Genomic DNA, 25,010 nt, shown 5'->3' with positions numbered 1-25,010 from the left:
TTATGTTTGATGGTTGGGTGTGGTGTGGATGAGGAGTCCAGCGGTGAAGAAGACCTCGACCCGGCTCGCCGACGGTCGTGAGCTGATCTACTACGACTCACGCGACGACACGGTGCGCGACGCGGCGGACCGCCGCCCGCTGGAGCCCACCGTGACCAGCTCCCAGGTGCGCCGCGACCCGCTCCTCGGCGACTCGGTCGCGATCGCCTCGCACCGCCAGGGGCGCACCTACCACCCCCCGGCGAACGAGTGCCCGCTGTGCCCCTCGGGGGCCGACCGGTTGAGCGAGATCCCGGACTCCTCGTACGACGTCGTCGTCTTCGAGAATCGTTTCCCCTCGCTCGCCGGCGACTCCGGGCGCTGCGAGGTCGTCTGCTTCACCTCCGACCACGACTCGTCCTTCGCCGACCTCACCGAGGAGCAGGCGGGGCTCGTCCTGGAGGCGTGGACGGACCGCACGGCGGAGCTGTCCCATCTCTCCTCCGTCGAACAGGTCTTCTGTTTCGAGAACCGCGGCGAGGAGATCGGCGTCACCCTCGGCCATCCGCACGGGCAGATCTACGGCTACCCGTTCACCACCCCGCGTACGGCCCTGATGCTGCGCTCGCTGGCCGCGCACAAGGAGGCCACCGGCGGCCAGAACCTCTTCGACGACGTCGTCGCACGCGAACTCGCCGAGGGCGACCGGATCGTCCTGGAGACCGAGCAGTGGGTCGCCTTCGTGCCGTACGCCGCGCACTGGCCCTACGAGGTCCACCTCTACCCCAAGCGGCGGGTGCCCGACCTGCTCGGGCTCGACGAGGAGGCCCGCACAGAGTTCCCCCAGGTCTATCTGGAACTCTTGAGGCGCTTCGACCGGATCTTCGGTGAAGGGGAGCCTCCGACGCCGTACATCGCCGCCTGGCACCAGGCGCCGTTCGGCGCGCTGGCCGAGTTCGACGGCGTGAACAGGGACGACTTCGCGCTTCACCTCGAGCTTTTCACCATTCGCCGCACTTCCGGCAAGCTGAAGTTCCTCGCGGGTTCCGAGTCCGGCATGAGCGTGTTCATCAACGACGTGCCGCCGGAAGCCGCGGCCCAGCGACTGCGAGAGGTAGCGAGTTCATGAGTGGGAAGTACCTGGTCACGGGTGGCGCGGGCTATGTCGGCAGCGTGGTCGCGCAGCATCTGATCGAGGCCGGTCACGAGGTGACGGTCCTCGACAACCTGTCGACGGGCTTCCGCGAGGGCGTCCCGGCGGGGGCTTCCTTCATCGAGGGCGACATCCGCGACGCCGGCAAGTGGCTGGACTCCTCGTACGACGCCGTGCTGCACTTCGCCGCGTTCTCGCAGGTCGGCGAGTCCGTCGTGAAGCCCGAGAAGTACTGGGACAACAACGTCGGCGGCACCATGGCGCTGCTCGCGGCGATGCGCGAGGCGGGTGTGCGCAAGCTGGTCTTCTCCTCCACGGCCGCCACGTACGGCGAGCCGGAGCAGACCCCGATCGTCGAGTCCGCGCCGACGAGGCCCACCAACCCCTACGGCGCCTCCAAGCTCGCCGTCGACCATATGATCACCGGCGAGGCGGCGGCCCACGGACTGGGCGCGGTGTCGCTGCGCTACTTCAACGTGGCCGGCGCCTACGGGGCGCAGGGCGAGCGCCACGACCCCGAGTCGCACCTCATCCCGCTCGTCCTCCAGGTCGCGCAGGGGCGGCGGGAGGCGATCTCCGTCTTCGGCGACGACTACCCGACGCCGGACGGCACCTGCGTCCGTGACTACATCCACGTGGCGGACCTGGCGGAGGCGCACCTGCTGGCCGTCGAGGCGGCCACCGCCGGTGAGCACCTCATCTGCAATCTCGGCAACGGCAACGGCTTCTCCGTCCGTGAGGTCATCGAGACCGTCCGCCAGGTCACGGGGCACCCGATCCCCGAGGTCATGGCCCCGCGCCGGGCCGGGGACCCGGCCGTGCTCGTCGCCTCGGCGGCGACCGCGCGCGAGCGGCTCGGCTGGAACCCGTCCCGCGCGGATCTCGCGGGGATCGTCGCGGACGCGTGGGCGTTCGCTCAGAACAAGGAGCGGTAGGTAATTCGGTGGGCGTTCGCGAGGGGTTCGAGGAGCTGTACGGGACCGCACCGGAAGGCGTCTGGGCGGCGCCGGGGCGGGTCAACCTGATCGGCGAGTACACGGACTTCAACGAGGGGTTCGTGTTGCCGCTCGCCCTGCCGCACACGGCGGTGGCGGCGGTGTCGCGGCGCACGGACGGGGTGCTGCGGCTGCACTCCGCCGACATCGAGGGCCCGGTCGTCGAACTGCATGTCGACGAGCTGGCGCCGCTGACCAACACCAGCTGGGCCGCGTACCCGGCGGGCGTGGTGTGGGCGCTGCGCGAGGCGGGGCACGCGGTGACGGGCGCGGACGTGCACCTCGCCTCGACCGTGCCGACGGGGGCGGGCCTGTCCTCCTCCGCCGCTCTGGAGGTCGTGACGGCGCTCGCCCTCAACGACCTGTACGAACTCGGCCTCACCGGGCCCGAACTGGCCCGGCTCGCCCAGCGCGCCGAGAACGACTTCGTCGGCGTGCCCTGCGGGATCATGGACCAGACGGCGTCCGCGTGCTGCACCGAGGGGTACGCCCTGCACCTCGACTGCCGTGATCTGTCCCTCCGGCAGGTCCCCTTCGATCTGGCCTCCCAGGGGCTGGAGCTGCTGGTCGTCGACACGCGGGTGAAGCACGCGCTGGGCGACGGGGCGTACGCCGAGCGGCGCGAAGGGTGCGAGGAGGGCGCGCGGCAGCTCGGGGTCTCGCATCTGCGGGATGTCGCGTACGAGGAGCTCGACGCGGCGCTCGCGCGCCTGTCGGACGAGCGTGTACGCCGATACGTCCGCCACGTCGTCTCCGACGACCACCGGGTGGAGCGGGTCATCGCGCTGCTGGACGCCGGGGACGTCCGGGCCATCGGTCCGGTCCTCACGGACGGGCACGCCTCGCTCCGGGACGACCTGCGGATCTCCTGTGAGGAACTGGACCTGGTGGTCGCCACGGCCAACGCCGCGGGGGCGCTGGGTGCGCGGATGACCGGGGGCGGCTTCGGCGGCTCGGCGATCGTGCTGGTGGAGTCGGCGGATGTGGACACGGTGACGAAGGCGGTGACCGAGGCGTTCGGCTCCGCCGGTTACACGGCTCCTCGGGTCTTCCCGGCGGTGCCTTCGGCGGGCGCCCGCCGCATGATGTGACAGCCCCGCGCCCCTAAAAGCCTCGGGGCAGCGGCTTGGTCAGGGTGTATTCCGTGATTCCCGGGGGATAGTCGGGGATCACGCACACCACCTCGTAGCCATGTTTCTTGTAGAACTCGGGGGCCTGGAAGTCCCAGGTTTCCAGGCGGGAGTTGCGACAGCCGCGCTCCTCGCGGGCGAGGCGCTCGGCCTCGGCGAGGAGCCGGCCGCCGAGGCCCGCGCCGCGGTGGGGCGCGTCCACCCAGAGGTACGTCACGTGCAGCCACGTCGTCCAGGTGTGACCGACGAGCCCGCCCGCGAGCGCCCCGTCGGCGGCCAAGGCCCAGACGTGGAGCGGAAGTTCCCGTTCGGCAGGGGTGCCGCGCAGAGCACGGAGGATCGGGGACGCCTGTGTGTTCGTGTCGCGCAGTCGCCGGCGGAGCAGATCACGCCGGTCTTTGTCGTCTCCTGTCTCCATACGAAACATACGACTCACCATAAACGCGCCGGCCAATCAGTTCTGCAAATTGCCTTCCGCTGCCCGCCCCCGGTCGTACCCTGTGAACAGCGCCGGTGGGGGCCGGTGCTGATCAGGGGGCGAGACAGTCGGGTACGACGCCCGAAGTGGGGGTAGCAGTTCCAGCACGGCGGCGGCCGTGCGGCTGCGGCACTCCGTTTCCCGAGTTCGAGCGGGCTCGGGATCACTTCGGGTGTCGTACCTGCGCCGGTCCGTCCCCCGACCAGTGGGGGTATCAGTGGTTCGCATCCGTGTCCTGGTCGTCGACGACCACCGCATCTTCGCCGAGTCGCTCGCCGCCGCCCTGGCCGCCGAGCCCGACGTCGACGTGTCCGCCGCGGGCAGCGGCCCGGCCGCGCTGCGCTGCCTGGAGCGGGCGTCCGCGGAGGGCCGCAGATTCGACGTACTGCTCGTCGACGCCGACCTGGGCGGCAATCTGCCCGGCGCCCGTCCTGCCGTACCGGTCCAGGAGGGCAACGAGGACGGGCTCGTCGACGGCATCTCGCTGGTCGCGGGCGTCCGTTCGGGGCAGCCGAGCGTGCGCATCGTCGTCCTCGCCGAGAAGGACGATCCGCGCCGCGCCGCCCTCGCACTGCAGGCCGGCGCCTCGGGGTGGGTCGCCAAGGACTGTTCCCTGTCGCGGCTGCTGACCGTCATACGGGGTGTGCTGCGCGACGAGACGCATCTGCCGCCCGCCCTGCTCACCGGCGTCCTGCGGGAGTTGACCGCCGCGCGCAAGCACCGCACCGAGAGCGAGCGGCTGGTCGAGTCGCTCACGCCGCGGGAGCGGGAAGTGCTGCGGTGCATGGTCGCGGGGCTGGGGCGGAAGGCCGTCGCGGAGCGGTTGTTCCTCTCCCCGCACACCGTCCGGACCCATATGCAGAACGTGCTGGGGAAGTTGGGCGTCCACTCGACGCTCGCCGCGGTCGCCCTCGCCCGCCGCGCCGGGGTCGGACCCGTCGACCTAGCCGGGGATGTTGTCGAACGGGGCGGTCAACTGGCGTAGCAGGGACGCGAGTTCACCGCGCTGCGCCCTGCTGAGTTCGGCCAGGATCGCGCGCTCCTGGTCGAGAAGTCCGGCCAGCGCCTGGTCGGCGCGATCGCGTCCCTCGTCCGTGAGGCGCACGAGGACGCCCCGGCGGTCGCTCGGGTCCGGGAGGCGCTCCACCAGGCCCTTCTTCGTCAGCCGGTCGATGCGGTTGGTCATCGTGCCGGAGGTGACGAGCGTCTGTGTGAGCAACTGGCCGGGGGAGAGCTGGTACGGGGAGCCCGCGCGCCGCAGCGCGGTCAGCACGTCGAACTCCCAGGGCTCCAGGCTGTGCTCGGAGAACGCCAGCCGTCGGGCGCGGTCCAGGTGCCGGGCGAGCCTGCTCACCCGGCTGAGTACCTCGAGCGGTTCCACGTCGAGGTCAGGGCGCTCCCGGCGCCATGCTGCGACCAGCCGATCGACCTCGTCCTCCATGACGATCAGTGTAGTGGTTGTGTCGACATGAAGTCTCTTGATATCAAGCTTCTTGACATCGAGATACATGGGGCGGGAAAGTAGCGGACATGACCACTCCCACCTGGGATCCCGCCCAGTACCTGCGCCACGCCGGCCACCGCGCCCGCCCGTTCATCGACCTCCTCGCCCGGGTCCCCGACCTCCCCGGCACCCCGCCCCGCATCGCCGACCTCGGCTGCGGCCCCGGCAACGTGACCGCCCTCCTCGCCGACCGCTGGCCCACCGCGCGCATCACCGGGTACGACAACTCCCCCGAGATGCTCGCCAGGACGCAGCCGTACGCGGGCCCCACGGCCGGCGGCGGACACCTCGACTTCGCCCACGCGGACGCCGCGACCTGGGCGCCCACGCAGACGTACGACCTGATCGTGTCGAACGCGGCGCTGCAGTGGGTGCCCGGGCATCTGGAGCGGTTTGGCGACTGGGTGGCCGCACTGGCGCCCGGCGGCACCTTCGCCTTCCAGGTCCCCGACAACATCGACGCGCCCCTGCACGCCCTGATGCGCGAGCTCGCCGCCTCCGCCCGCTGGAAGAACCGCCTCGAAGACGTCCTGCGACACGAGGACTCCGTCCACGAACCACTGGTCTACCTGGACCGGCTGGCTCGCCTCGGCTGCGACACGGACATCTGGCAGACGACGTACCAGCAGATCCTGACCGGTGAGGATCCGGTACTGGACTGGGTGAAGGGCACAGGGCTGCGCCCGGTGCTCACGGCCCTCGCCGACGACCCGGAAGCCCGCGACGCCTTCGTCGCCGAATACCGCGACCTGCTCCGCGACGCCTATCCGACGGCCCCGTACGGCACGGTACTGCCCTTCCGTCGCCTGTTCGCCGTGGCGCACAAGGGAGCGTGAGCGGATGCTCGCCGCCGTCGACCACGTCCAGCTCGCGGCCCCGCCCGGCTCGGAGGACCTCCTGCGCGGGTACTACGTCGAGGTTCTCGGCATGACCGAGATCCCCAAACCGCCCGTCCTCGCCGCCCGCGGCGGCTGCTGGTTCCGCGCGGGGGCCGTGCAGCTGCACCTGGGGATCGAGAAGGACTTCCGGCCCGCGAAGAAGGCCCACCCCGGGCTGCGCGTCACCGGCATCGAGGCGTTCGCCGCCCACCTGAGGGCCCACCAGGCCGAGGCCACCTGGGACGACAACCTCCCCGGCCACCGCCGCTTCTACTCCGAGGACCCCGTCGGCAACCGACTGGAGTTCCTGGAGCCACTCGGATCCGCGGAGCCGTTCGGGTCCGTGGAGCAGCCCGGGTCCTAGGACTTGCGATGCCCGATCAAACGCGGCTTCGGCTCCAGACCGTCCAGGCCGTGCCACGCCAGGTTCACCAGATGAGCCGCCACCTCCGCCTTGCGGGGCTTGCGGACGTCCAGCCACCACTGGCCCGTCAGAGCGACCATGCCCACCAGGGCCTGGGCGTAGAGGGGAGCCAGTTTCGGGTCGAAGCCGCGCAGCTTGAACTCGCGGCCCAGGATGTCCTCCACCTGGGTGGCGATGTCCGAGATCAGCGACGCGAAGGAACCCGTCGACTGGGGAATGGGCGAGTCGCGGACCAGGATCCGGAAGCCGTCCGTGTACTCCTCGATGTAGTCCAGAAGGGCGAAGGCGGCCTGCTCGCACAGCTCGCGGGGGTGACCGGCGGTGAGGGAACCGGTCACCATGTCCAGCAGACGGCGCATCTCGCGGTCCACCACCACCGCGTACAGACCCTCCTTGCCGCCGAAGTGCTCGTAGACCACCGGCTTGGAGACGCCGGCCTTCGCCGCGATCTCCTCCACCGACGTCCCCTCGAAGCCCTTCGCCGCGAACAGGGTGCGACCGATCTCCAGCAGCTGCTGACGGCGCTCCGCACCGGTCATGCGGGTGCGGCGCGCACGCCGCGGCTTTTCACTGCTGCTCGGGGTGCTGCTGGAGTCGGTCGCCACACCGTCAATCATGCCGCTTCAGCGGTTTCCGTCTTGCCCCGGGAGGCCGACCCGCCCGTGTCGCGCTTCGAATCGATACGCGAGCGTGACGGCCAGCGCACGTCGTACGCCCAGCCGAGCTGCTCGCACCAGCGGATGATCCGCGCCGAGGAGTCGACCTGGCCACGCTGCACGCCGTGCCGCGCCGAGGTCGGGTCCGCGTGGTGCAGGTTGTGCCAGGACTCACCGCAGGAGAGCACGGCCAGCCACCACACGTTGCCCGAGCGGTCCCGCGACTTGAAGGGCCGCTTGCCCACCGCGTGACAGATCGAGTTGATCGACCAGGTGACGTGATGCAGCAGCGCCACCCGGACGAGCGAACCCCAGAAGAAGCCGGTGAACGCGCCCCACCAGGACATCGTCGCCAGACCACCGATCAGCGGGGGAAGAGCGAGGGACAGCACCGTCCAGTAGATGAACTGGCGCGAGATCGCGCGGATCGCCGGGTCCTTGATCAGGTCCGGCGCGTACTTCTCCTGCGAGGTCCGCTCCTCGTCGAACATCCAGCCGATGTGCGCCCACCACAGGCCCTTCATCAGGGCCGGCACCGACTCCCCGTAGCGCCACGGCGAGTGGGGGTCACCCTCGGCGTCGGAGAACTTGTGGTGCTTGCGATGGTCGGCGACCCAGCGGACCACAGGGCCCTCGACCGCCATCGAACCGGCGATCGCCAGCCCGATCCGCAACGGGCGCTTCGCCTTGAAGGAGCCGTGCGTGAAATAGCGGTGGTAGCCGATCGTGACGCCGTGGCAGCCCAGGTAGTAGAAGAAGACCAGCAGGCCGATGTCCAGCCAGCTCACCCCCCGGCCCCAGGCCAGCGGCACCGCTGCCACGAGGGCTACGAACGGAACAGCGATGAAGAGAAGCAGCGTGATCTGTTCGAGTGACCCCTTGCGCTCGCCACCCAGCGTGGCGGCGGGGAGCGAGGCGTCGTCGGGCGACCGCGGGACGTCGTCGATCACGTCGGAACTCGTGGGCATGAGCATCCCCTGTGGGGTTCGAGGGCGGGGGAGGTGGCCGGTTACGGGACCTCAGAGTCCTCCTGCCAGCTGACGGGAGGCCCTACGCATCCGTAACTTACGGCGTCGTAAGTATGGCAGCGCGCAGCCTGGGGGCAAGAGCCCAACAGCCTGCGCGTCCGCATGGACACCTATCCTTGGACTCGGTCGGACAGCGCGGTCCGTTCTGTTTTCTTCCCGGATGCCACGTCCCTAAGCGGCACCCCGCCGCGCGACCACCATCCGGGTTCCCTCCCTGACGAGCTTCAGACGAGCTTCCACACTCTTCAGCCGAGCTTCCACACTGCAAGGAGCCGCACCTGTGAGCAGTGCCGACGACCAGACCACGACGACCAGCAGCGAGCTGCGCGCCGACATCCGCCGCCTGGGCGACCTGCTCGGTGAGACCCTCGTCCGTCAGGAGGGCCCCGAGCTCCTGGAACTGGTCGAGAAGGTCCGCCGCCTGACCCGCGAGGACGGCGAGGCAGCCGCCGAGCTGCTGCGCGGCACCGAGCTGGAGACCGCGGCCAAGCTGGTCCGCGCCTTCTCCACGTACTTCCATCTGGCGAATGTCACCGAGCAGGTGCACCGCGGCCGCGAGCTGCGCGCCAAGCGGGCCGCCGAGGGCGGACTCCTCGCCCGAACGGCGGACCGGCTCAAGGACGCCGACCCCGAACACCTGAAGCAGACCGTCAAGAACCTGAACGTCCGCCCGGTCTTCACCGCCCACCCGACGGAAGCCGCCCGCCGTTCGGTCCTCAACAAGCTGCGTCGTATCGCCGCGCTCCTCGAGACCCCCGTCATCGAGGCCGACCGCCGCCGCTACGACACCCGGCTGGCCGAGAACATCGACCTGGTGTGGCAGACGGACGAGCTGCGCGTGGTCCGCCCGGAGCCCGCGGACGAGGCCCGCAACGCCATCTACTACCTGGACGAGCTGCACGCCGGCGCCGTGGGCGATGTCCTGGAGGATCTCACCGCGGAGCTGGAGCGCGTCGGTGTGCGGCTCCCGGACGACACCCGGCCGCTCACCTTCGGCACCTGGATCGGCGGCGACCGCGACGGCAACCCGAACGTCACCCCGGCCGTCACCTGGGACGTCCTGATCCTCCAGCACGAACACGGCATCAACGACGCCCTGGACGTCATCGACGAACTCCGCGGCTTCCTCTCCAACTCCATCCGCTACACCGGCGCCACCGAGGAACTCCTCGAATCCCTCCAGAGCGACCTGGAGCGCCTCCCCGAGATCAGCCCCCGCTACAAGCGCCTCAACGCCGAAGAGCCCTACCGGCTCAAGGCCACCTGCATCCGGCAGAAGCTGGAGAACACCAAGCAGCGCCTCGCCACGGGCACCCCGCACGAAGAGGGCCGCGACTACCTCGGCACCGGCCAGCTCCTGCGCGACCTCACCCTCATCCAGACCTCGCTGCGCGAGCACCGTGGCGCCCTGTTCGCCGACGGCCGGATGAACCGCACCATCCGCACCCTGGCCGCCTTCGGCCTCCAGCTCGCCACCATGGACGTACGCGAGCACGCCGACGCCCACCACCACGCCCTCGGCCAGCTGTTCGACCGCCTCGGCGAGGAATCCTGGCGCTACGTCGACATGCCCCGCGACTACCGCGCCAAGCTCCTCGCCAAGGAACTCCGCTCCCGTCGCCCGCTCGCCCCGACCCCCGCGCCCCTCGACGCCGCCGGTGAGAAGACCCTCGGAGTCTTCGGGACGGTCAAGAAGGCCCTCGAGATCTTCGGGCCCGAGGTCATCGAGTCGTACATCATCTCGATGTGCCAGGGCGCCGACGACGTGTTCGCCGCGGCCGTACTCGCGCGGGAGGCCGGCCTGCTCGACCTGCACGCCGGCTGGGCCAAGATCGGCATCGTCCCGCTCCTGGAGACGACGGACGAGCTGAAGGCCGCCGACACGATCCTCGAGGACATGCTCTCCGACCCCTCCTACCGCCGCCTCGTGGCGCTGCGCGGGGACGTCCAGGAGGTCATGCTCGGCTACTCCGACTCCTCGAAGTTCGGCGGCATCACGACCAGCCAGTGGGAGATCCACCGGGCCCAGCGCCGCCTGCGCGACGTCGCCCACCGCTACGGCGTACGCCTGCGTCTCTTCCACGGCCGCGGCGGCACCGTCGGCCGCGGCGGCGGCCCCTCCCACGACGCGATCCTCGCGCAGCCCTGGGGCACGCTGGAGGGCGAGATCAAGGTGACCGAGCAGGGCGAGGTCATCTCCGACAAGTACCTCGTGCCCTCGCTCGCCCGCGAGAACCTGGAACTCACCGTCGCCGCCACCCTGCAGGCCTCCGCCCTGCACACCGCCCCCCGCCAGTCCGACGAGGCGCTGGCCCGCTGGGACGCGGCCATGGACGTCGTCTCCGACGCCGCCCACCACGTCTACCGACGACTCGTCGAGGACCCGGACCTTCCGGCGTACTTCTTCGCCGCCACCCCCGTCGACCAGCTCGCCGACCTGCACCTCGGCTCGCGGCCCTCCCGCCGCCCCGACAGCGGCGCCGGTCTCGACGGCCTGAGGGCCATCCCCTGGGTCTTCGGCTGGACCCAGTCACGGCAGATCGTGCCTGGCTGGTTCGGCGTCGGCTCAGGGCTCAAGGCGCTGCGGGAGGCGGGGCTGGACACCGTGCTGGACGAGATGCACGAGCAGTGGCACTTCTTCCAGAACTTCCTCTCCAACGTCGAGATGACCCTCGCGAAGACCGACCTGCGGATCGCCCGCCACTACGTCGACACCCTCGTCCCCGACGACCTCAAGCACGTCTTCGCGACCATCGAGGCCGAACACGAGCTGACCGTCCGCGAGGTACTGCGCGTCACCGGCGGCAAGGAGCTCCTGGACACCAACCCGGTCCTCCAGCAGACCTTCTCCATCCGCGACGCCTACCTGGACCCGATCTCCTACCTCCAGGTCGCGCTCCTCAAGCGCCAGCGCGACGAGGCCGCGGCCGGCGCCGAGCCGGACCCGCTGCTCTCCCGCGCGCTGCTCCTGACGGTGAACGGTGTGGCGGCCGGACTGCGCAACACCGGCTGATCCCCCGACAGCGGCTGGCGGTGTCCCCTCGGTTGAGGGGACACCGCCAGCCGCTTACAGAACCAGGAACGTGGCCGTCAGCTGCGCGATCCCCGCCCCCGCCAGCACCCACGCGGCCCGCCGCAGGCGCAGGCCACCCGCCACCACCACCGAGGCGAGCAACAGAGCGCCACCCAACGGGACCCAGGCATAGAGAAGGCCCGCCGGACCACTACGGACGACATCACTGCTGCCGGGCTTCACGGTCACCGTGTACGTCCGGCCCTTGCGCACCGCGACCGCCTCGTCGATGGTGACGTGCGCCCGCGCCCGCGACCCCGTCGAGGTCGGCGCGTACGTCCCCGTACAGACATCGCCGGAGCACCCGGTCACGGTCATCGTCCCCTGCTCCCGGCCCTTGCTCAGCATCACGTGCTGAGCCGTGCCCCAGGAACCCCAGACGCCCGCGATCAGGATCAGCGCCGCGACCGTACCCATCACCGCGAGCCGCCCGAACCGCAGCGCCGGATGTGTGCTCCGACGGGAGCCTCGATGTGCGGCGACGGCAGGCATGGCGGCGATCCTTGGCCATGGCTGCGCGCCCGGTCAACTCCGGTCGGTTCCGGTGGGCGACAAGTCGGCAGTTGTACGCGTACATCGACCGCCCCGGAGAGACGATCAGGAGTTGTACGTGCCCTGCGCCCGCTCCAGCCCCTCGATGACGAGGCACTCCACGGCGTCCGAGGCCCGGTCCACGAAGTAGTCGAGTTCCTTGCGCTCCGCCGAGGCGAAGTCCTTCAGGACGAAGTCGGCGACCTGCATCCGCCCCGGAGGACGCCCGATGCCGAACCGCACCCGGTGGTAGTCGGAGCCCATCGCCTTCGTCATCGACTTCAGCCCGTTGTGACCGTTGTCGCCACCGCCGAGCTTCAGGCGCAGGACGCCGTAGTCGATGTCCAGCTCGTCATGGATCGCGACGATGTTCGCCGTCGGCACCTTGTAGAAGTCCCGCAGCGCGGTCACCGGGCCACCGGACAGGTTCATGTACGACATCGGCTTGGCCAGGATCACCCGGCGGTTCGCCGGGCCCGGCGGGCCGATGCGCCCCTCGATCACCTGCGCCTGTGCCTTGCCGGCCCGCTTGAACCTGCCGCCGATCCGCTCCGCCAGCAGGTCGGCGACCATGAAGCCCACGTTGTGCCGGTTCATGGCGTACTCGGGGCCGGGGTTGCCGAGGCCCACGATCAGCCAGGGGGCGCCCGCATCGGTCGTCACGTCGGTGTCTCCCATGTGTCCTTGATACGCGGCAGCCGCCGCTCCTGAGGGGAGCGGCGGCTGACACAGATGAAGATTCCGGGGGAATCAGGCCGATCAGGCTTCGGCGGCCTCGGTGCCCGCGGCCTCGCCCTCGGTCGGCTCCTCCGCCTGGGCGGACAGGACCTGAAGGACGACCGCGTCCTCGTCGATCGCCAGCGTGGTGCCCTTGGGCAGCGGGATGTCCTTGGCGTGGATGGAGGCACCGGCCTCCAGGCCCGCGATGGAGACGGTGACCGACTCCGGGATGTGGGTGGCCTCGGCCTCGACCGTGAGGGTGTTGAGCACGTGCTCGAGCAGGAAGCTGCCCGGGGCGAGCTCGCCCTCGGTCTGCACGAAGACCTCGACGGTGACCTTCTCGCCGCGCTTCACGAGGAGCAGGTCGACGTGCTCGAGGTAGCCCTTGATGGCGTCGCGCTGGACGGCCTTCGGGATCGCCAGCTGGGTCTTGCCCTCGATGTCCAGGGAGAGCAGGACGTTCGGGGTGCGCAGGGCGAGCAGCAGCTCGTGGCCCGGCAGCGCGATGTGGACGGGCTCGGCACCGTGGCCGTAGACCACGGCGGGAACCTTGCTGTCACGGCGGATGCGGCGGGCGGCGCCCTTGCCGAACTCGGTACGGGTCTCGGCGGCGAGCTTGATCTCGGACATGTGCACTCCTCGTAGAAATCTGGGGAAACCAGGGAAGGCGGTCACCCGGCCAAACCATCGGCCTGCTACGAAGAGCGCGTCGATAACGGACCGCCGCACGCGCCTTTTCAAGCGGTACGGCCTCCCTCGCCGAGCAACTGTGACAGCTTACTGGGCGGGAAGGCCGTACCAGAAATCGATCTATGTGAGGACCGTCCGCCGGTCCTCTCCCTGCTCCTCCTACTGCTCCTCGAACAGGCTCGTCACCGAGCCGTCCTCGAAGACCTCACGGACCGCGTTGGCGATCGTCGGCGCGATCGACAGGACCGTGATCTTGTCGAGCTCCAGCTCGCCCGGGGTCGGCAGGGTGTCCGTGAAGATGAACTCGCTGACCTTGGAGTTCTTCAGACGGTCGGCCGCCGGGCCGGAGAGCACGCCGTGCGTGGCCGTGACGATGACGTCCTCCGCGCCGTGCGCGAAGAGGGCGTCGGCGGCGGCGCAGATCGTGCCACCGGTGTCGATCATGTCGTCGACGAGGACACAGACGCGGCCCTTCACGTCACCGACGACCTCGTGGACGGTGACCTGGTTGGCGACGTCCTTGTCGCGGCGCTTGTGCACGATCGCCAGCGGGGCGTCCAGGCGGTCGCACCAGCGGTCGGCGACGCGCACGCGTCCGGCGTCCGGGGAGACGACGGTGAGCTTCGACTTGTCGACCTTCGCCCCCACGTAGTCCGCCAGGATCGGCAGCGCGAAGAGGTGGTCGACCGGGCCGTCGAAGAAGCCCTGGATCTGGTCGGTGTGCAGGTCGACCGTGAGGATCCGGTCGGCGCCCGCCGTCTTCATCAGATCGGCGATCAGACGCGCCGAGATCGGTTCACGTCCACGGTGCTTCTTGTCCTGCCGCGCGTAACCGTAGAAGGGCACGATCACGGTGATGCTCCGCGCGGAGGCCCGCTTCAGAGCGTCGATCATGATCAACTGCTCCATGATCCACTTGTTGATGGGAGCCGTGTGGCTCTGCATCAGGAAGCAGTCGGCGCCGCGCGCGGACTCCTGGTAGCGGACGTAGATCTCACCGTTGGCGAAGTCGAAGGCCTTCGTCGGGACAACCCCGACACCCAGCTTATGGGCGACCTCCTCGGCAAGCTCGGGGTGGGCGCGGCCGGAGAAGAACATCATCTTCTTCTCGCCGGTCGTCTTGAACCCGGTCACAGCACTGTCTCCTCAGAGGTGTCTCAGCTGGGGCATGAGGAGTCTTCTCAACTGGAGCGCGAGAAGCCTTCTCAGCTGGGGGTACGGGTGTGCATATATGCGGGTGTGCACTTATCACGGTACGCCGTGTCAGACGCACCTGTTTCCGGTCAGGCTTCGCCCTCCGGCTCCCGGGAGGCCACCTCCGCCGCCTTCGCGGCCGCGCTTCCGGGACGCTTGCGGGCCACCCAACCCTCGATATTCCGCTGCTGGCCACGGGCCACGGCCAGCGAACCGGGTGGCACGTCCTTGGTGATCACGGAGCCCGCCGCGGTGTACGCGCCGTCCCCGACCGTGACAGGAGCCACAAACATGTTGTCCGAACCGGTACGGCAGTGGGAGCCCACGGTGGTGTGGTGCTTCTCCTGCCCGTCGTAGTTCACGAAGACGCTCGCCGCACCGATGTTCGAGTACTCGCCGATCGTCGCGTCGCCCACGTAGGACAGGTGAGGGATCTTGGTGCCCTCGCCGATCGTGGCGTTCTTCGTCTCCACGTACGTGCCGATCTTGGCCTTCAGGCCGAGGCGCGTGCCCGGACGGAGGTACGCGAACGGGCCCACGCTCGCCTGCGGCCCGACCTCGGCGCTGTCGGCGACGGTGTTGTCGACGCGGGCCCCCGCACCCACCGTGGTGTCCTTGAGGCGGGTGTTGGGGCCGACCTCGGCGCCCTCGGCGAGGTGCGTGGCGCCCTGGAGCTGGGTGCCCGGGTGGACGATCGCGTCCTGCCCGAAGGTGACGGTCACGTCGATCCAGGTCGAGGCGGGGTCGACGACGGTCACTCCGGCGAGCATGGCCTCGGTGAGCAGCCGGTCGTTGAGGATGCGGCGGGCCTCGGCGAGCTGGACGCGGTTGTTGATACCGGCGATCTCGCGGTGGTCGCCGGCGACGGCCGCCCCGACCCGGTGCCCGGCCTCGCGCAGGATCCCGAGGACGTCGGTCAGGTACTCCTCGCCCTGGCTGTTGTCCGTCCGCACCTTCCCGAGCGCGTCCGCGAGGAGCTGCCCGTCGAAGGCGAAGACCCCGGAGTTGATCTCACGGATCGCGCGCTGCGACTCGTTCGCGTCCTTGTGCTCGACGATCGCGGTGACCGCGCCGCTGGCGCCGTCCCGCACGATGCGGCCGTAGCCGGTGGCGTCGGGGACCTCGGCGGTGAGCACGGTGACGGCGTTGCCGTCGGAGGTGTGGGTGGCGGCGAGCTGCCGCAGGGTCTCGCCGCTGAGCAGCGGGGTGTCGCCGCAGACCACGACGACCGTGCCGTCGACGACGCCGCCCAGCTCTTCCAGGCCCATCCGTACGGCGTGGCCGGTGCCGTTCTGTTCGGCCTGTACGGCCGTCCGCACGCCGGGGTCGATCTCGGCGAGGTGCGCGGTGACCTTCTCGCGGGCGTGACCCACCACGACGACCAGGTTCTCGGGCTCCAACGCGCGCGCGGCCGCGAGCACATGGCCGACCAGGGAGCGGCCGCACAGTTCGTGCAGGACCTTGGGTGTGGCCGACTTCATACGGGTGCCCTCACCCGCTGCGAGAACGACGACGGCTGCCGGAGGATTGACGCTCACGGATATGCCCTTCGGCTTCGGATGGCTGGGGTGCCTTCGGGGTGTGGACATCCGCAGGATACCGGGGCGTTTCAGGGGGGACATGAGAGCGGGCCCTGACAGTGCTGTCAGGGCCCGAACCAAGGCCTTGTGTGCTGTGGCTCCCCCGCAAGGATTCGAACCTTGTCCTACCAGATCCAAAATCTGGTGTGCTGCCAGTTACACCACGGGGGATGGCCCTTGAGACCTTACCCGAGTCGGGTCTGAGTCTGGGCCACGATTCTGCCCCACCAGCCTTCAATGCGGCAGTAGAGCTCGGCTCCCTGTAGGACTCGGATGACGAGGCAACCGCGGTAGGCGTCGCCGACGTTCTTGCGGACGGTCTTGGGGTTGTGCTTCTTGAGTGTCGTCGGCTGGAGGGCGGCGGCGTCGATGCCGACGAGGTCGGCCCAGTACCGCTCGGCGGTGGCCACATCCGCGGTTTCATGGATCATGACGCGGAAGCGCAGCCGTTCTCGTGGCACGTCCAGCAGGTCCAGCCACGCGAGGTAGACCTGAATCACTCCGGGGTCGCTGTTGATGAAGATGACGGATTCCCGGCGTTGGTACGGTTTGCTCTTCTGGCCCTCGGCCCAGTAGAGGGCGACCCCGGCCATGAACAGTTCCCGGTCGGACAGAGCTCCGATGGACTCGGCAGCCTGCCGCTTGGTCTCCTCGCGTACCCGGTCCTGCTCGGCGCGGAGCCGTGCGAGCCCCGCGTTCATGCGGGCTCGCTGTTCCTCCGGGGTGCAGCGAGGTTCCGGATGGGGCAGATCCCGCACCCAGAGCGATACGGAACTCTTCGAGCAGCCCAGCTCCGCCTGGATCTCGTTGTACGTCCAGCCCTGTCCCCGCAGCTCACGAGCCCTCTTCCGCAGGTCGTCCTTCGCGTTCGGGCGCTTGGTCCATTCCGGGGGCGGCTCACCTGTCACGAGACGTTGGAGGGTCTCCTTGTTGTGGACCTGAAGTTCTTCCCGGATCTGGCGGAGGCTGAGACCCGCCCTGCGCAGCGCGATCGCCCGATCGCGCAGGTTCTCGAACTCCGCGTACTTGTTCTGTGGATGTGCCATGGGCATACCGTCCGGGCGGAATGTGATCTTCCGGGGTGAACGGTGAGGGAATCAGCAGTTCGAGGGATACCGGTGGGTTTCGCTTCTGTTCGATTGCGGAGAGTGGTGTAGGCCAGGAGGTGAAAGTCACCGGAAATGGGGCGGGGTGCGAACGTAGGCTGGAGCCATGACCACGACGGGGGAAGAGCACACCGCGGCCGGTACCGGGCCGTGGTGGTGGGTCAGATGGCGTAGTGCCGTGTTGGACGCGAGCCTCGCGTCGGCGTCGGCGGTGGAGTGCGCGATCGAGGGGATTCCGTTCGCACGTGACGCGGGCCTGCCGGTTGCCGTGGGCGTGGGGTTCGGGCTGGTCGCCGGGTCCGTGCTGCTGTTGCGCCGGCGCTGGCCGATCGCGGTCGTGCTGGTGTCGATCGCCATCACGCCCGCCCAGATGGGGTTCCTGATGGGACTCGTCGGGCTGTACACGCTCGCCGCGTCCGAGCTGCCGCGCCGGATCATCGGGGCGCTCGCGGGGATGTCCTTCGCGGGGATGCTGATCGTCACGTTCGTGCGGGCGCACCAGGGCATGGTGCGTGGGGACGTGACGATGGGGGACTGGTTCGTTCCGTTCGTCTCCATCACGACCGCGATCGGGATGACCGCGCCGCCCGTCCTGCTCGGGCTGTACGTGGGGGCGCGGCGGCGGCTGATGGAGAGCCTGCGGGAGCGGGCGGACTCGTTGGAGCGGGAGTTGCAGCTGCTCGCCGAGCGGGCCGAGGAGCGGGCGGAGTGGGCGCGCAACGAGGAGCGGACGCGGATCGCGCGGGAGATGCACGACGTGGTGGCGCACCGGGTGTCGTTGATGGTGGTGCACGCGGCGGCGCTGCAGGCCGTGGCGCGGAAGGATCCCGAGAAGGCCGTGAAGAACGCCGCGCTGGTGGGGGACATGGGGCGGCAGGCGTTGACGGAGTTGCGCGAGATGTTGGGTGTGCTGCGTACGGGGGACGGGTTGTCGTCCGTGCGGGTGCGGGCGGTGCCGTTGGCGGCCGTGGGGGTGGCGGCCGCGGCGGCGGCTTCGCGGGCGGTCGATGACGGGGCCGAGGGGCCGAGTCTTGCCGAGCTGGACGAGTTGGTCGGGCAGTCGGCGGCTGCGGGGATGGTGGTGGATCTCTCGGTGGAGGGTGACACCCGGGGGTACGCGGCGGAGATCGAGCAGACGGCGTACCGGGTGGTTCAGGAGGCTCTGACCAACGTGCACAAGCATGCGGCGGGGGCGAAGACGCATGTGCGGCTCGCTCATCGGGACGCGGAGATCGCGATGCAGGTCGAGAACGAGTGTCCGCCGGAGCCGGGGTCGGCGTCGGCCATGCATCTGCCCAGTGGTGGTAATGGCCTGGTGGGTATGAAGGAGCGGGTTGCCGCGCTGGGGGGAGTGTTCGTGTCCGGGCCGACGGATTCGGGTGGGTTCCGGGTGTCGGCGGTGATCCCGGCGTAGGCCCTTCGGGGGCGCGGTTGTTGGCTGCGGGTGGGTGGGGGCTCGGCGCGCAGTTCCCCGCGCCCCTGCGGGGCGGGGCTGTGCCCCGGCCCCCTGCATCGGGCTGAACGGCCGCGCCCTCGAGCGCCGGACGGGCTGGAGGGCTTTCAGGGGCGCGGGGAACTGCGCGACCAGCCCTCACCGGTGCGCGGCGGAAGGACCCTCGATGGGGTGGTCAGCCGGCCGTCAGGCGGACCGGGGCGATGCCGGACAGGAGGGTGGTGAGGGCGGTGTCGATCTCGGGGCCCAGGTACCAGTCGCCGGTGTGGTCGAGTACGTAGACGCGGCCCTCGGAGTCGATGGCGAGCAGGGCGCGGGAGTCGGACTCCTCGCCGAGGGGGCAGACCTCGGTGTCCAGGGCGCGGCCGAGGTCGCCGAGGGTGCGGGCCATGTGGAGGCCGTGGAGGGGGTCGAAGTGGAGCGCGGTCGGCGCCAGCTGGCGGCCGGGCCCGGTGGGCTTCACGTGCAGTCCGCCGAATTCCGCCCAGGCCTCCACCGCCGCGGGGAACACGGCGTGCCGGTGTCCCGCGGGCGACTCGTGGCCCCGCAGCGCGTCGGCCCAGTACTCGGCCTGCTTTATGTCCCAGCGCCCGGGTTGCCATCCCGCGGAGCGCAGCGCGGCGTCCACGGGTGCGGAGAAGCGTGTCGAGGGTCCGCCCTGCTCGAGCGGGGCCGAGAGCTTGGGGGAGGGGGAGCGGTCGGCGTGCATCTGCCCTTCGTTCGTCGAGGGTCGGGACATCGGCGCGCTGGCGGGGGCGCCGTCGTACGTATGTGTGCGGGGGGAGTTCAGGAGCCGCCGGCCGTCGCCGTCGGGTCGACGACGTGGACGCCGAAGTGGTCGCTGAGCGCCGTGCAGGCGCGGCAGGGCGCGGCGAAGCTGCCGTGCAGTGGGTCGCCGTCCTCGCGGATCCGGCGTGCGGTGAGTTTGGCCTGTTTGAGGGCTTTGCGTGCCTCGCCGTTGGTCATCGGCTTGCGGGCGGCGCGTTTGCTGCGGGTGGCGTCGATGGTGGCGATGTGGCGGGAGATGAGGATCGCCTCGGCGCAGCGGCCGGTGAAGCGGTCGCGTTGCGCGCTGGTGAGGGTGTCGAGGAAGTCCTGGACGAGCGGGTGAAGGGCGGGCGGCTGGTCGCCGCGGGCGGCGGTGCCCGTGAGGGTGGCGCCGCGTACGGAGAGGGCGGCGGCGACGGTGGGGAGTATGCCGTCGCGGCGGTGCAGGAGGGTGGGTGCGTGGGCCGCCTCGGCACTGCTCCAGCCGACGCGCGGGTCCCCGGACGTGCCCGTATGTGTCGCGTTCATGATCGTTCTTCCCTCCCGTGCATCCCCCGATGCGGCTACAGACTGCCAAATGGCGTGGCGGGTGCGGTAGCTGGGGCGCGCGACACGCCCGGGCTTCGTCATACCGTCACGGCGGGGTGACGGCAGGTCACGGAACCGGAGGCCCGGTGACCGGTGTCTTCCCACCGCATAGGCTGTCGATATCCGCGATCCAAACAGCTATTGAGAACGCCGCAGGGGGCAACCGCCATGACGACAGGTCGGCTCGGGCAGCAAGCCGCGCCGCCGAACGCGGCCTACGCCGGGCAGGTCGTGCATTTCCCGGATCCGGTCCGGGCCGCTCGCCACCCCAGGGGTGTGCGGGTCGATGCGCACGGCTACCCCGACTTCTCGCCGTACGCGCGTGCCGCCGCGGAGATCGCCGAACCCCCGGAGGGTTTCGGCGTGGACGAACTGCGGTTGACGGACTACGTGTCGGCGAACGCCGCGCTCGCCACCGCCGGGCACGATCTGTGGGACACGATTCCGTCCGTGGCCACTCCGCACGGCTGGACCTGGCATCACGTGCGGGGCACGCGGCGCCTGGAGCTCGTTCCCGTGGAGGTCAAGGCGCTGCTGCGGCATCACGGCGGTATCGCGACGGCGGCCGTGGATCACGGCAAGCGGGGGACGCGTCCGTTGCAGGACACGCGGCCCGCGCACTTCGGGCTGCCGAAGTCGGCGGTCGCGGTGAGCGAGCAGCAGGTGCTCGGGGTCGAGGAGGACCTCGGCTATCGGCTGCCGGGTGCCTATCGGTCCTTCCTGAAGGCTGCGGGCGGGTGCGCGCCGGTTGGTGCCGCGCTCGACGCGGAGCTGGGTCTGCTGGTGGACCAGCCGTTCTTCACGGTGCGCGAGGAAGCCGCCGTGAACGACCTCGTCTATATCAACAAGTGCCTGCGCGACCATCTGACCAAGGACTATCTGTGCGTCGGATTCGTGCAGGGTGGCCTGCTCGCCGTCAAGGTGAAGGGTGACGCGATCGGGTCGGTCTGGTTCTGTGCGTACGACGATGCCCGCGACCAGGACGCCTGGCCGCCGGCCGAGCGCGTGCAGCGGCTGTTGCTGCCCTGCGGCGCCGACTTCGACCAGTTCCTGTCTCGACTCGCGGGCAATCCGCCGGAGTTGGAGACGGTGGCGAACCTGATGGTGGACGGTGGCTTCGCGCGCGCCGTTCCCGTCTCTTCCCTGGGGGAGTGAACGTCCGATGGTGACCTTCGCGCAGGCGCAGGAGCGCGCGGAAGAGTGGATCAACGGCGAGGTGCCCGGGTATCAGCACCGTGAGGTGCGGGTGCGGGAGTTCGAACTCGGGTTCGTGGTGTGGGCCGAGGACCGCGTCGACGGTCCGCGTTCCGACGGGGGCGCGCAGCGGCTCGTCATCGCGCGGGACAGCGGGGAGGCGACGCTCTGGCCCGGGCTGCCGGTCGGTGAGGTGATCCGCCGGTACGAGGAGGAGTACGGGGTGCCGCAGGCGTCCCCGGAAGCGGCACCGGCGCCTCCGGCCCGGGTCGATCTGAACCAGACGTCGTTCTTGCTGAGCCCTCCGGAGTGGTTGCAGGAGGCGGCGGACAAGCTGGGCATTCCGGATCGGCGGGCGGGTGCGACGGCCGGCGGTGCCCATGGCGCGGGGGCCGGACTCGGTGCGGGTTCTCACGCTGGTGCCCATGCCAACGGGGCTTCCGCGGCCAGTGGTTCGACGCCGCCTTCTCCTTCTTCTCACCCTTCTCCCTCTTCTCCTTCGCCCTCTTCCCCTTCGGACGCGCCGCCGCCGTGGCCCGCCGCCGCGGCCGGTGACGAGCGGGACGCGGGTCCGCGGGATGCCGTGGGGGTGCCGGGCGTGCCCGCTTCGGCGACTCCGTGGGCGGGGACGGACACCGCCGGGGACGGGGGCGAGGACCGTTCCGTGCCGCTGCCCGCGACCGTGTTCGCGCCGCAGCTGAGCGACGCCGACGACAAGGCGGGTCCGGGTGCGCCGCCCGGTGCGACCCCGGACGCCAAGACGGCTCTGATGTCCGGCGGCAGTCAACTCCCGCGCACGGCGCAGGCGCCCGCGGTCGACGACCGCACGGCCCCGTCGGCGTACGGCTACCCACAGGCAGGCCCTGGTGCGCCGGGCATGCCGGGCACGCCGCCTCCGGGTGTTCCGGCTCCGGGTGGTCCGGTTCCGGGTGTTCCGGCTCCTGGTGGTCCGCAGGGCATGCCTCCTTCTGGACCGCCGGTCACGTACGGCTACCCGCAGGGGCCCGGTGGTGCTCCCGGGACGCCTCCTCCTCCCCCTCCGCCTCCCGGCGGCCCGCAGGGCACGCCCCCGCCCGGTGTGCCCGGGTACGGGTACCCGCAGGGGCAGCCCCCCGTCGCGCCGCCGCGGCCGCTGCCGCCGAACGCCGGTGACATCGCCGACGCCGCGACCAGCAAGGCGCAGGCGCCGCCGAGGGGCGCGCGGGGTGGTGGCGTGAGCGCGCCGCCTCCGCCGAGCGCTCCGGGCGTACCGGGTGCGCGGCCGGGGAGCGCCCCGCCGCCTCCGCCCCCGCCGCCGTCGTCCGGGCCCGGTGCTCCGGGCACCCCGGCGGGCGGGTACGTACCGACGCAGCTCGTCTCGCAACTCGGCCCGAACGGGCCCGGGGTTCCTGGTGCGCCTGCCGCCCCCGGCGCTCCGCAGCCTCCGGGTGGTACGCCCCCCGGGGGTGTCCATCACGCCGCGACCATGCTGGCGGGTCCGCCCGCGGGCGCTCCCGGCGCGCTCCAGCCTCCGAGTGCGCCTGGTGCGCCTGGTGCTCCGCAGCCTCCGGGCACCCCGCCCGGCGGTGTCCACCACGCCGCCACCATGTTGGCTGGTTCTCCGGCTGGTTCTCCGGCCGGTCCTCCGGTCGGCCCTCCGGTCGCCGGTCCCGGCGTACCGCCGCCCCCGCAGGCCCCCGGCATGCCTCCGGGCGCGCCGCAGCCGATGCCGGTACAACCCATGCCCGGACAGCAGACGCCCGGTCAGCCGATGCCGGGACAACCCATGCCCGGACAGCAGACGCCCCCAGGGCAGCAGCCTCCGGCGTACGGCTACCCGCAGGCCGGTCAGCCGACCGTCGGGCCGGGGTATCAGGCCGTACTGCGCTACCGCGCGCAGGACGGTTCCGAGCAGCAGTTGATCCGGCGCTCGGCGCCGGGGACCCCGCACCCGGAGTGGCAGATCCTGCACGAGCTGCGCGCGATGAACGTGCCGCCGCAGCAGGTCCTGGAGCTGCACACGGAGTTGGAGTCGTGCGAGCTGCCGGGCGCGTACTGCGCGCGGATGATCCGGGAGAGCTGGCCGCAGGCGCGGATCACCAGCATCGCGCCGTACGGCACGGATCACGCGAGCCGTCAGCAGGGTATGCACCAGCTTCTCGCGCATCAGGGCGAGTTGCACCAGGTGGCGGACGGTCCCGCGCGTCCGGCGCCGGTGCGGGCGCCGATTCCGCCGGTGCAGCCCGCACCGCCGGTTCCGCCGGAGGCGATCGGGCAGGAGCTGGCGGCGGCGTTCGGGCCGGGTCTGTTCCGGTTCGACCAGGCCGCGGTGTCGCGGCAGGGTGTGCCGAACATCGTGGCGCACACGCTGGTGGTGGCCGGACTGCCGGTCGACATGGGCCCGTTCTTCTGGGCGCAGGCGCAGCCCGGCCGTCCGGTGCCGACGCTCGCCGAGCTGGCGCAGGAGCGTGGGGTGCAGCCGGCCGCGGACGCGGGCTCGTACCTCGTCATGGGCAGTGACTTCGGCAAGGCGATCTGTGTCCAGTACGGCACGGCGAACATCGTGGCCGTGCCGGTGGAGGCGGGCCCGGGCGGTGCCTCGGTGCCGCCGCAGTTCGTGAACACGGGGCTGCCCGAGTTCGCGCGCTGTCTGGCTCTGCTCGGCCGGATGTGGCGGCTGCGGTTCGGGCTCAACCAGGAGCAGGCGGGCCGCTGGACCGTCGACTTCCAGGCGCAGCTCGCCTCGCTCGACCCGGCGGCGCTCGGCTCGCCGGAGAGCTGGTGGTCGGTGCTGCTCGAGCAGATGTGGGACGGCTTGCTGTGACGCGCCGCTGAGCGTCCGTCAGGGAGCCGAAAGGGTTGGACCCGGTCGTATGACCGGGTCCAACCCTTTTTTTACGCGGCTGACCGCTACGAATGCGCGGAGTGTCGCGTTATGAACACTTACGCCTGATCCACCAAGATGTGCGCCACATCGTGTTGTACGTCACCCAGTGGAGAGGTGCCCAGGGATGAGCAGCGCATCGGTGTCGCCGCACGGCTTCGTGGCCGTACGGGGGCGCGGTTACCGTCCCGAGCAGGTCGACGCGTACTTCGCCGCGCTCTCGCAGGTCCGCGACACCGCCTGGGAACGGGCCGCCCGGCTGACCGTCCTGGCCAAGGAGATGGACGCGGAGGTCGGGCGGCTGCGGGAGGTCGTGGCGCGGCTGGCCCCGCAGACGTACGAAACGCTCGGCGAGCGTGCCTGTCGGATTCGCGAGCTCGGTGAGGAGGAGGCCACGGCGGTGCGCGAGAACGCGCGGAGCGCGGCCCGGCTGGCCGTCGAGGAGGCCGGGGCGGAGGGGCGGCGGATGCGTGAGGCGGCGCAGGCGTACGCCGACGAGCTGCGCGGCGAGGCCGAGGAGCGCGCCCGGCACCGTCTCCTCGCCGCCCGCGCCGAGGCCGACGAGATGCGGATCGCCGCCCGTCGCGCGGTCAAGGAGGGCCGGGGGGAGGCGCTGGCGGCGCTGCGCGAGGTGCGGCAGCGCACCGAAGGCCTCCTCGACGAGCAGGAGAAGGAGCACGCCGAGCGCTGGGAAGAGGCGGAGCGGGCGGCGGTGGAGCGGGCGGCCGCGCTCGACGCGCACCAGGTGGAGCGGGGGGTGCGCGCCGAGGCCGCGTTGGCCGAGGCCGAGCGTGCCCTGGCCGAGGCGGAGGAATTCGCTCGGCACGGGCAGGAGGATGCGAGGGCGCAGGCCGCCGAGGTGCTGGCCGAGGCTCGTGTTCATGAGGAGCGGATCGCTCGGGAGACGGAGCGGGTGCTGCGCGAGCACGGGGAGCGGTGGGACGACGTACGGGCGCAGATGGATCAGGTGCGGACGAGTCTCATGACGCTGACCGGGCGGGCGCCGGTGGAGTAGTGGGCGCGGT

23 protein-coding genes and 1 tRNA gene are annotated in these 25,010 nt (G+C 70.7%); 11 read left to right on the top strand and 13 right to left on the bottom strand.

Going from position 1 to position 25,010, the window contains the following annotated elements; genetic code table 11:
* Positions 1-43 precede the first annotated feature (43 nt).
* From galT to galK, 3 genes are read left to right on the top strand one after another with little or no spacing between them, the layout of a single operon-like run.
* Positions 44-1,108, top strand: a complete 1,065-nt coding sequence (gene galT, locus ACIRA5_RS09130) for a galactose-1-phosphate uridylyltransferase (protein WP_403688929.1) — start codon at positions 44-46, stop codon at positions 1,106-1,108.
* Positions 1,105-2,067, top strand: a complete 963-nt coding sequence (gene galE / locus ACIRA5_RS09125) for a UDP-glucose 4-epimerase GalE (RefSeq protein WP_099922229.1) — start codon at positions 1,105-1,107, stop codon at positions 2,065-2,067. Before galT ends, galE begins: the two co-directional genes overlap by 4 nt.
* 8 nt (positions 2,068-2,075) lie before the next feature.
* On the top strand, positions 2,076-3,218 hold the full coding sequence (galK, locus tag ACIRA5_RS09120) for a galactokinase (RefSeq protein ID WP_403688927.1): 1,143 nt from the start codon (positions 2,076-2,078) through the stop codon (positions 3,216-3,218).
* Positions 3,219-3,231: 13 nt separating this feature from the next.
* On the opposite strand, the gene ACIRA5_RS09115 is transcribed toward galK, so the two are convergent.
* Complete coding sequence (locus ACIRA5_RS09115) at positions 3,232-3,696, bottom strand: GNAT family N-acetyltransferase (protein ID WP_403688926.1); 465 nt, start codon at positions 3,694-3,696, stop codon at positions 3,232-3,234.
* 256 nt (positions 3,697-3,952) lie between these two features.
* Between ACIRA5_RS09115 and ACIRA5_RS09110 the strand changes: the two genes are divergently transcribed.
* Entirely contained in the window at positions 3,953-4,720 is a 768-nt protein-coding gene (locus ACIRA5_RS09110; RefSeq protein ID WP_054233027.1) for a response regulator transcription factor, read from the top strand.
* Here ACIRA5_RS09110 and tamR read toward each other — a convergent pair.
* Entirely contained in the window at positions 4,679-5,176 is a 498-nt protein-coding gene (gene tamR, locus ACIRA5_RS09105) for a MarR family transcriptional regulator TamR (RefSeq protein WP_060901813.1), read from the bottom strand. The genes ACIRA5_RS09110 and tamR overlap by 42 nt on opposite strands.
* Positions 5,177-5,265: 89 nt before the next feature.
* Here tamR and ACIRA5_RS09100 point away from each other — a divergent pair, with 89 nt between their 5' ends.
* Both ACIRA5_RS09100 and ACIRA5_RS09095 read left to right on the top strand, forming a co-directional pair.
* Positions 5,266-6,075: a trans-aconitate 2-methyltransferase gene (locus ACIRA5_RS09100; protein WP_403688924.1), complete on the top strand. Its 810-nt coding sequence runs from the start codon at positions 5,266-5,268 to the stop codon at positions 6,073-6,075.
* A 4-nt stretch (positions 6,076-6,079) separates the two neighbouring features.
* Entirely contained in the window at positions 6,080-6,481 is a 402-nt protein-coding gene (locus tag ACIRA5_RS09095) for a glyoxalase (protein WP_403688922.1), read from the top strand.
* On the opposite strand, the gene ACIRA5_RS09090 is transcribed toward ACIRA5_RS09095, so the two are convergent.
* Positions 6,478-7,158 carry a TetR/AcrR family transcriptional regulator gene (locus tag ACIRA5_RS09090; RefSeq protein ID WP_054233024.1) on the bottom strand — a complete coding sequence of 227 codons (681 nt, stop codon included), beginning with the start codon at positions 7,156-7,158 and terminating at the stop codon, positions 6,478-6,480. The two genes, ACIRA5_RS09095 and ACIRA5_RS09090, sit on opposite strands and share 4 nt — an antisense overlap.
* Complete coding sequence (locus ACIRA5_RS09085; protein ID WP_403688921.1) at positions 7,155-8,165, bottom strand: acyl-CoA desaturase; 1,011 nt, start codon at positions 8,163-8,165, stop codon at positions 7,155-7,157. The genes ACIRA5_RS09090 and ACIRA5_RS09085 overlap by 4 nt, the downstream gene beginning before the upstream one ends.
* Before the next feature lie 340 nt (positions 8,166-8,505).
* On the opposite strand from ACIRA5_RS09085, the gene ppc reads away from it, so the two are divergent.
* Positions 8,506-11,238, top strand: coding sequence for a phosphoenolpyruvate carboxylase (gene ppc, locus ACIRA5_RS09080; RefSeq protein ID WP_403688920.1), 2,733 nt, complete (start codon positions 8,506-8,508; stop codon positions 11,236-11,238).
* Between the two features lie 54 nt (positions 11,239-11,292).
* Here ppc and ACIRA5_RS09075 read toward each other — a convergent pair whose 3' ends face one another.
* The 7 genes from ACIRA5_RS09075 to ACIRA5_RS09045 all read right to left on the bottom strand — a co-directional run bounded on the left by ACIRA5_RS09075 (position 11,293) and on the right by ACIRA5_RS09045 (position 17,059).
* On the bottom strand, positions 11,293-11,790 hold the full coding sequence (locus ACIRA5_RS09075; protein WP_403688919.1) for a hypothetical protein: 498 nt from the start codon (positions 11,788-11,790) through the stop codon (positions 11,293-11,295).
* A gap of 105 nt (positions 11,791-11,895) precedes the next feature.
* Entirely contained in the window at positions 11,896-12,507 is a 612-nt protein-coding gene (gene pth, locus ACIRA5_RS09070; RefSeq protein WP_403688918.1) for an aminoacyl-tRNA hydrolase, read from the bottom strand.
* Positions 12,508-12,588: 81 nt separating this feature from the next.
* The gene (locus ACIRA5_RS09065; RefSeq protein WP_403688916.1) at positions 12,589-13,179 is read right to left on the bottom strand and encodes a 50S ribosomal protein L25/general stress protein Ctc; all 591 of its coding nucleotides are present in this window, start codon (positions 13,177-13,179) and stop codon (positions 12,589-12,591) included.
* A 219-nt stretch (positions 13,180-13,398) separates the two neighbouring features.
* Positions 13,399-14,373: a ribose-phosphate diphosphokinase gene (locus ACIRA5_RS09060; RefSeq protein WP_054233019.1), complete on the bottom strand. Its 975-nt coding sequence runs from the start codon at positions 14,371-14,373 to the stop codon at positions 13,399-13,401.
* 149 nt (positions 14,374-14,522) lie between these two features.
* Positions 14,523-15,971, bottom strand: a complete 1,449-nt coding sequence (gene glmU / locus ACIRA5_RS09055; protein ID WP_403688914.1) for a bifunctional UDP-N-acetylglucosamine diphosphorylase/glucosamine-1-phosphate N-acetyltransferase GlmU — start codon at positions 15,969-15,971, stop codon at positions 14,523-14,525.
* A gap of 137 nt (positions 15,972-16,108) precedes the next feature.
* Positions 16,109-16,184, bottom strand: a tRNA-Gln gene (locus tag ACIRA5_RS09050).
* Positions 16,185-16,198: 14 nt separating this feature from the next.
* Positions 16,199-17,059: a hypothetical protein gene (locus ACIRA5_RS09045; protein WP_403688912.1), complete on the bottom strand. Its 861-nt coding sequence runs from the start codon at positions 17,057-17,059 to the stop codon at positions 16,199-16,201.
* Between the two features lie 166 nt (positions 17,060-17,225).
* Here ACIRA5_RS09045 and ACIRA5_RS09040 point away from each other — a divergent pair, with 166 nt between their 5' ends.
* On the top strand, positions 17,226-18,533 hold the full coding sequence (locus tag ACIRA5_RS09040) for a sensor histidine kinase (protein ID WP_403688910.1): 1,308 nt from the start codon (positions 17,226-17,228) through the stop codon (positions 18,531-18,533).
* Between the two features lie 214 nt (positions 18,534-18,747).
* Here ACIRA5_RS09040 and ACIRA5_RS09035 read toward each other — a convergent pair whose 3' ends face one another.
* A complete protein-coding gene (locus tag ACIRA5_RS09035; protein WP_403688907.1) occupies positions 18,748-19,281 on the bottom strand; it encodes an SUKH-3 domain-containing protein in 534 nt (177 codons plus the stop codon).
* A gap of 77 nt (positions 19,282-19,358) precedes the next feature.
* Positions 19,359-19,868: a YwqJ-related putative deaminase gene (locus ACIRA5_RS09030; protein WP_403688905.1), complete on the bottom strand. Its 510-nt coding sequence runs from the start codon at positions 19,866-19,868 to the stop codon at positions 19,359-19,361.
* A gap of 228 nt (positions 19,869-20,096) precedes the next feature.
* On the opposite strand from ACIRA5_RS09030, the gene ACIRA5_RS09025 reads away from it, so the two are divergent.
* The 3 genes from ACIRA5_RS09025 to ACIRA5_RS09015 all read left to right on the top strand — a co-directional run bounded on the left by ACIRA5_RS09025 (position 20,097) and on the right by ACIRA5_RS09015 (position 25,000).
* Positions 20,097-21,083: an SMI1/KNR4 family protein gene (locus ACIRA5_RS09025; RefSeq protein WP_403688903.1), complete on the top strand. Its 987-nt coding sequence runs from the start codon at positions 20,097-20,099 to the stop codon at positions 21,081-21,083.
* Between the two features lie 7 nt (positions 21,084-21,090).
* Positions 21,091-23,925: an SUKH-4 family immunity protein gene (locus ACIRA5_RS09020; RefSeq protein ID WP_403688901.1), complete on the top strand. Its 2,835-nt coding sequence runs from the start codon at positions 21,091-21,093 to the stop codon at positions 23,923-23,925.
* A gap of 187 nt (positions 23,926-24,112) precedes the next feature.
* The gene (locus ACIRA5_RS09015; RefSeq protein WP_403688899.1) at positions 24,113-25,000 is read left to right on the top strand and encodes a cellulose-binding protein; all 888 of its coding nucleotides are present in this window, start codon (positions 24,113-24,115) and stop codon (positions 24,998-25,000) included.
* The last annotated feature ends 10 nt before the right edge of the window (positions 25,001-25,010 follow it).

The sequence above is a fragment of the Streptomyces sp. NPDC096311 genome (assembly GCF_044763085.1).
Lineage (GTDB): Bacteria > Actinomycetota > Actinomycetes > Streptomycetales > Streptomycetaceae > Streptomyces.
This window is presented reverse-complemented; position numbering and strand designations above follow the sequence as displayed.

Bases quoted from the DNA above. Each gene is read 5' to 3' on its own strand.
- galE (WP_099922229.1), top strand. From the start codon at position 1,105: ATGAGTGGGAAGTACCTGGTCACGGGTGGCGCGGGCTATGTCGGCAGC.
- ACIRA5_RS09115 (WP_403688926.1), bottom strand. From the start codon at position 3,696: ATGGTGAGTCGTATGTTTCGTATGGAGACAGGAGACGACAAAGACCGG.
- tamR (WP_060901813.1), bottom strand. From the start codon at position 5,176: ATGGAGGACGAGGTCGATCGGCTGGTCGCAGCATGGCGCCGGGAGCGC.
- ACIRA5_RS09100 (WP_403688924.1), top strand. From the start codon at position 5,266: ATGACCACTCCCACCTGGGATCCCGCCCAGTACCTGCGCCACGCCGGC.
- ACIRA5_RS09095 (WP_403688922.1), top strand. From the start codon at position 6,080: ATGCTCGCCGCCGTCGACCACGTCCAGCTCGCGGCCCCGCCCGGCTCG.
- ACIRA5_RS09090 (WP_054233024.1), bottom strand. From the start codon at position 7,158: ATGATTGACGGTGTGGCGACCGACTCCAGCAGCACCCCGAGCAGCAGT.
- ACIRA5_RS09085 (WP_403688921.1), bottom strand. From the start codon at position 8,165: ATGCCCACGAGTTCCGACGTGATCGACGACGTCCCGCGGTCGCCCGAC.
- ACIRA5_RS09075 (WP_403688919.1), bottom strand. From the start codon at position 11,790: ATGCCTGCCGTCGCCGCACATCGAGGCTCCCGTCGGAGCACACATCCG.
- pth (WP_403688918.1), bottom strand. From the start codon at position 12,507: ATGGGAGACACCGACGTGACGACCGATGCGGGCGCCCCCTGGCTGATC.
- ACIRA5_RS09065 (WP_403688916.1), bottom strand. From the start codon at position 13,179: ATGTCCGAGATCAAGCTCGCCGCCGAGACCCGTACCGAGTTCGGCAAG.
- ACIRA5_RS09045 (WP_403688912.1), bottom strand. From the start codon at position 17,059: ATGGCACATCCACAGAACAAGTACGCGGAGTTCGAGAACCTGCGCGAT.
- ACIRA5_RS09040 (WP_403688910.1), top strand. From the start codon at position 17,226: ATGACCACGACGGGGGAAGAGCACACCGCGGCCGGTACCGGGCCGTGG.
- ACIRA5_RS09035 (WP_403688907.1), bottom strand. From the start codon at position 19,281: ATGCACGCCGACCGCTCCCCCTCCCCCAAGCTCTCGGCCCCGCTCGAG.
- ACIRA5_RS09030 (WP_403688905.1), bottom strand. From the start codon at position 19,868: ATGAACGCGACACATACGGGCACGTCCGGGGACCCGCGCGTCGGCTGG.
- ACIRA5_RS09025 (WP_403688903.1), top strand. From the start codon at position 20,097: ATGACGACAGGTCGGCTCGGGCAGCAAGCCGCGCCGCCGAACGCGGCC.
- ACIRA5_RS09020 (WP_403688901.1), top strand. From the start codon at position 21,091: ATGGTGACCTTCGCGCAGGCGCAGGAGCGCGCGGAAGAGTGGATCAAC.
- ACIRA5_RS09015 (WP_403688899.1), top strand. From the start codon at position 24,113: ATGAGCAGCGCATCGGTGTCGCCGCACGGCTTCGTGGCCGTACGGGGG.